The 5,489-nt window shown below is 71.0% G+C and carries 5 protein-coding genes; all 5 read right to left on the bottom strand.

Going from position 1 to position 5,489, the window contains the following annotated elements:
• A partial coding sequence (locus ACFVJS_RS15530) for a DEAD/DEAH box helicase family protein (protein WP_378881750.1) occupies positions 1–194 on the bottom strand: 194 nt, incomplete at its 3' end.
• Between the two features lie 10 nt (positions 195–204).
• Complete coding sequence (locus ACFVJS_RS15525; RefSeq protein ID WP_378881747.1) at positions 205–1,860, bottom strand: ArnT family glycosyltransferase; 1,656 nt, start codon at positions 1,858–1,860, stop codon at positions 205–207.
• Positions 1,861–1,962: 102 nt separating this feature from the next.
• On the bottom strand, positions 1,963–3,132 hold the full coding sequence (locus ACFVJS_RS15520) for a sulfotransferase family protein (RefSeq protein WP_378881744.1): 1,170 nt from the start codon (positions 3,130–3,132) through the stop codon (positions 1,963–1,965).
• On the bottom strand, positions 3,125–3,919 hold the full coding sequence (locus ACFVJS_RS15515; RefSeq protein WP_378881741.1) for an SDR family oxidoreductase: 795 nt from the start codon (positions 3,917–3,919) through the stop codon (positions 3,125–3,127). The genes ACFVJS_RS15520 and ACFVJS_RS15515 overlap by 8 nt, the downstream gene beginning before the upstream one ends.
• Positions 3,920–3,959: 40 nt before the next feature.
• Positions 3,960–5,489, bottom strand: a 1,530-nt coding sequence (locus ACFVJS_RS15510; RefSeq protein WP_378881738.1) for a P-loop NTPase fold protein, incomplete at its 5' end; no start/stop codon positions are given.

Below are 5,489 nucleotides of genomic sequence, written 5' to 3'. Positions count from 1 at the left end.
AGCTGCTCGGCGGTCCAGGCCACCGTCGCCGTCTTACCCGTGCCGGTCGCGCCGAGCAGGACGACGTCCTTGACGCCGTCCTGGATCCGCTTGGTGATCTCCGCGATCGCCGCCGGTTGGTCGCCCGAGGGCTGGTAGTCGGAGACCACCTTGAACGGGGCGACACGACGCTCGAGATCAGTGACAGGACGCATGACACCCAGGCTACGCGGCACCACCGACAATTCTGTTGGCGATTGCTTCGCAATTCGCGAGCGCCTCCGCTTGACCCTCGTCTTCCTCCGCTCCGCTCGTCGCTGCGCTCCTCACTGCGCTACGTCCAGACGAGGGGCGCTCCAGCGCTGGACCCCAGAGCAGGGGCAGGACGACGCCGGCGGTCGCGCAGAGTGCACCGAGACCCAGGATCACGTACGGCAGCGGTCTGATCTCGGGAAGCATGCGGTCCAGGCCGAGGTGGAGCTGCATGCGCACCGAGACGGCGAAGGTGGCGGCGGCCATGCCCAGCAGGAACGCCGAGACGATCGCGGCGGCGATCTCCTCGCGACGGCGGATCTCACCCCACGGCACGGCGTCGACGATGGCCAGGAGACCGACGGACAGCACGATGGCCACCAGCGGCATGATCGTCATCAGGTAGCGCTCGTGCGGGTTGCCGCCGCCGGAGCGGAACTGGGCGAGGTTGACGACGATCACGAACGCGTGCGCGATCAGCACGAGCAGGCCCACGGTCGCCACCGACGGGACCCGGGGCGCGCTGACGACGAGGCCGTGCTCTCGGCCGTGGTCACGCAGCCTCGCCACGACGCCCAGCGCCAGCCCCAGCAGCGCGACGAGGGTGATCGTGTCGATCACCCAGTGCAACCCGGTCCCACGGAGCGGAAGCGGCACCCACAGGTGGTCGTACCAGCCGTGCCAGAACCGAGGTGCGGTCATCACCTCGAACCAGCTGTCGACCTGCACCCGCTGGTAGCGCTCGAGGAGCGCCGAGCTGGCGGTCGGGTCACCGTAGAGCACGATGTTGCGTACGTAGAACCAGCCGATCGCCAGCCCCGGCACCCCGGTGGCGATCGAGGTCAGCCAGGTCGCCCTGAGGAAGCCTCTCCAGGTGCGGTCACGGAGCAGCAGCGTCACCCCGAGGGCAGCGCCGCACATGATCACCGTGATCACGCCGGGCGCCTTCGTCGCGGCCGCCAGCGTGCCGGCGACCGCCATCACGATCATCCGGTTCCGGGTCACCCCGAGCCGCAGGATCCGCAGCGTAGCGAGCACGGTCAGCGACGAGGCAGCAACCGCGACGCTGTCGTTCATGATGAAACCCGCCGCGACCGCCAGCACCGCGGGCGAGGCCGTGACCGCGGTGGCCAGCATCGCAGCCGCCGGACGCCGCGGCGTGACCTCGAAGGCGATCAGGCCGACCAGGAACACCAGCACCCCGTACGCCAGTGCGCTCATCACCCGCATCCCGGCGATCAGCACCTGCGGCTTGTCGAGCGCGTCGGCGAGAGCGACCCAGGGCACCCCTAGCAGGTAGTAGAGCGGCGGATGGTTGGCGGTCCAGATCAGCCGGTGGCGATCGAACTCCTCCCGGTTCGCGCCCCGCGTGATCTGCGGGAACCGTTCCCGGTCGAGCGCCACCGGCGAGTCGATCGTGGGCAGCTCGCCCGCGTGGAGCGAGATGGCGTACGAGGCGTTCGGCCCCTCGTCACGGGCGTGGTAGGACAGCGCCTGCGTGGTCGCGAAGTAGAGGCTCATCGAGGCCGCGAACGCGGCCAAGAGGGCCAGCACGACGACGAGCCGGGCCGAAGGCCTGGCGGGGGCGTCCGTCGACTCGGAGGCCAGGACCGCAGTGGCGTGACTCATCGCAGGACTCCCGTGAGTTGGGCAGCTTCATGAGCCCGCACCCGGTGAGCTCGCGCCGAACGGTAGAGCACGTCCGGTGCGCCACGGTGAGTCCTCGCCGGATCAGGAGGTGAACGCCTGGCGAACCTCGTCCTCCGTCAGCCCGTAGTCGGCGAGGCTGTAGTCGTGCCTGGGCCGGGCGCTGCCGGTGCGCGACTCGGCGTCGATGCGGGAGACCTCGGCGCGGGCGGCGTCGCTCCACGGGATGCCGAAGTGGGCGTAGATGCCTTCGACGGTGCCCACCGGGTCCTGCACGAACCCGCGGTAGTCGACGTCGAGGAACTGCGCCTGGTCATACCGCCTACGGGCCTCCCCGAACGAGCGCCACGAGCGGGAGAGCATCTCCAGCTGGGTTGCCCCGATCGTCTCCCCGACGAACGTGGTCGACATGCCCGCGGTCGCCTCCGCGGACAGGGAGCAGCCCGAGGCGACCGAGACCACCGGGTCGCGGTGGGTGACCACGACGAGCGCGTCCGGGTAGACCTCCATCAGCGCATCGAGCGCGACCAGGTGGGAGGGGTTCTTGAGCACCCAGCGCTTGTCGGTGTCGTTGAGACCGATGAGCTGGAGGCTGCGGCGATGAAGCTCATACGCGTCGCGCCAGTCCTGCTTCGCCAGCCAGGCGGAGTAGCGCGGGACGTTGGCCAGCGACTCGAACGAGATCGACTTGCCGCTCTGCCGCAGCACCCGCCAGCACTCCTCGACGCTCGTGGCGTCCATGTAGTGGATCCCCATGAACTCCGGGTTGGTGACGTGGTGCTGCCGGTAGGCGTTCTGCAGCGCGGTGAAGACCGGGTCGTCCTCCCAGGTCTCTCGCGGAGGTCTGGGCTGCGGGAACTCGGTCAGCCAGGTCTCGAGGCCCTGGTGCGCCGGGTCGGCGGCCAGCAGCCGGTGCAGGGCGGTGGTGCCGGTGCGAACGAGCCCGGTGACGAAGATGGGGCGCTCGATGCGTACGTCCTGGTGCTGGGGAAACTCCGCGAGCCGGGCCTGCGTCATCAGCCGGCCGACGAGTGCCGACTTCACCTGGGCGCGGTGGAAGTAGTTGCCGACCGGTGTCAGACCGGCCTCGGGCGAGGCCAGATCCTCGACGAGGAGCCGCAGCCCCTCCTCGTGGTCGGTCCCGCCGAAGTCGCTCAGCCCGGTGGTGCGGGTGGCGGCGGCGCAGATGTCCTCGTACGTCCCGACGTCCGCCCGCTCGCGCGGTGTGGTCTCTCCTGGGCGAGTCTCAGTCATGGAACTCCCCGCAGTCCACGTTGAGCACGGTCCCGGTGACCGCGGAGGCCAGGTCGCTACCCAGGAACAGCGCCGCCCGCGCCACCTCCTCGGGAGTCGCGAGCCGCTTCAGGTCGGTGGGCGCGGCCTTCTCGGCGTACACCTCCTCGTGGGTGCGCCCCGACTCCGAGGCGATCCAGTCGAAGTAGGCCTTGTTGACGTCCTCGTAGATGTAGGACGGCGCGACGGAGTTGACCCGGATGCCGCGTGGCCCGAGCTCGGTGGCCAGCGAGGAGGCGAGGTGCGCGAGGGCGCCCTTGGAGAGCTTGTAGCCGGCGAACTCGGGCTGGCTCTGGTAGAGCACCGCGGAGTTGATCATCACGATCGCGCCGCCGGGCTTGTCGGGAGTGGCCGCGAGTGCGTCGGCGAAGAGCGCCGAGAGCCGCAGCGGGGCGTAGACGTTGGACTCCTGGGCGAGCCGGAGCGCGTCGAGCGGGATCTGGGTGAGCGGGTCCATCGGCGGGATGCCGAAGGCGTTGTTGAGGAGCACGTCGACGCGGCCGAACTCCTCGAGCGCGGCGTCGACCAGGTGTCGGCGGGCGTCCTCGTCGGTGATGTCGGTCGGCACCACCAGCGCGCGCCTCCCGTGCTCCTCGATCACGCCGGCCATCTTCTGCAGTCGCGTGCGTGTGCGGCTGGCGAGCACCAGGTCGGCGCCCATCAGCGCGGCCTGTTCGCCCAGCGAGCGACCGAGGCCGGGGCCGACCCCCGAGAGCACGACGACCTTGCCATCCAGGAGTCCAGTCATGGCGCCTAGATTAGAACGTGTTTCACTTTTGCGGAAGAGGTCAGACCGGGAAGCTGAACCTGGCCACCTCGTCGACCCACTCGGCGTACGCCGCGACCTCCTGCGGCACCCGCTGCACGCGGACGAGGTCGGCGTAGGCACGGAGCACCCGGGACCAGTCGGCGCACGGGCCGCAGATCGCCCGGCGGCAGTCGGCGGTGTGCTCGCGCGCCACTTTTTCCACCAGCGCGCGGAACGTCCCGCAGTCCTCGCCCGTCGCCAGTGCCTCGACCACGGCCCCGAGCACCTGCACCGCCTGCACCGGCGCACCGACCAGGATCGCCATCAGGATCCCGAGAGCCTGATGGGCGGCCCCATCGGCGGTGAGGTTCACCGGCGCCGTCCGCGCCAGCCGGTAGACGGCGAGGAGCTTCCTGGCACCTCCAGGGGTCGCACAGAACCTCGCCAGCTCGCTCAGGAAAAGCGCCTCGCCGGGCGTCATCTCGAGGCTCGTGACCTGGTGCCTGCGCCCTGCCTGGTCGCCGGGACCGGTGGCGAGGGCGGCGGGCCACGACGGGACCGCCTGGCGCATCAGCGACCGCATGAACCTCACTGCCGGGTCGCCCGCGAACGCACGCAGCGCGAACGGCACGTCGAAGACCCTGGAGAGGTACGCCGCAGGCTCCGCCACCCGGCCCTCGAGCGATCGCCGCAGCGTGTGCACGTCCACCGCCGCGACGACGGCGACGCCCTCCTGACTGCTCAGCTCGTCGACGGCCCGCAGCACGCCGGCCGTGGTCGCAGGGTCGCACCGGTCGAGATCGTCGACGTAGACGATCGTCCGAAGACCCGCTCCGCCGGCCGGCACCCCGGCGGGCGGGCGCGGTGGTGGTCCGGGCGGAGCCGCCCGCAGGGCAGCCTCGTAGGCCGCGAGCTCGCGGTCCATGGCCGCGAGCGCCATGGTGGTGCTCATCGGCTGCTGCGTGCGGCGCTTGCCGCGATGCCCGTCGTCCTCGGGCAGGCCCGCGAGCGCGGCTCGCAGCTCCGCCGCCCGCCGTTGCGCGGCCTGGTGCTTCGCCACCAGCGGCGGCGGCTCGCTCCGGCCCGTGCTTCGCACCCGCTCGAGCACGCCGCTGGCCAAGTCCCCGTCGGCGTGCTGACGGGCGTCGATGCGTACGTGTCTCGTACGGCCGGCGTAGGCCTCGTCGTGCGTGGTGAGCCACTCGACGCGCTCCTGGACCTTCCGCAGGAAGGTCGACCTGCCGCTCCCGGGAAGGCCTTGGACGGCCACCGAGACCGGCAGCTGGGTGTGCACGGACGCGAGCAGGCGGGCCACACGGTCGACGTCGACCCGATGACCGAGGACGTCGTCCTCGGCCGGCTCGATCACGGGCTCGACCGAGGGCTCGACGACCGGACCCACGACCGGACCCACGACGGGGCCCACGACCGGACCGGTGACGATCGGCACCTCGGCGGTGTCTCCTGCCTCCCGTGAGTCGGCCTCCGGCGGAGTCGGGACCGGATCCGGCGCAACCTCGGCGATCTCAGGAGCCTCAGGAGCCTCGTCCCCCGGCTCCGGCATCTCCGC

The organism is Nocardioides sp. NPDC057772 (assembly GCF_042798075.1).
In the GTDB taxonomy this organism is placed as follows: domain Bacteria; phylum Actinomycetota; class Actinomycetes; order Propionibacteriales; family Nocardioidaceae; genus Nocardioides.
This window is presented reverse-complemented; position numbering and strand designations above follow the sequence as displayed.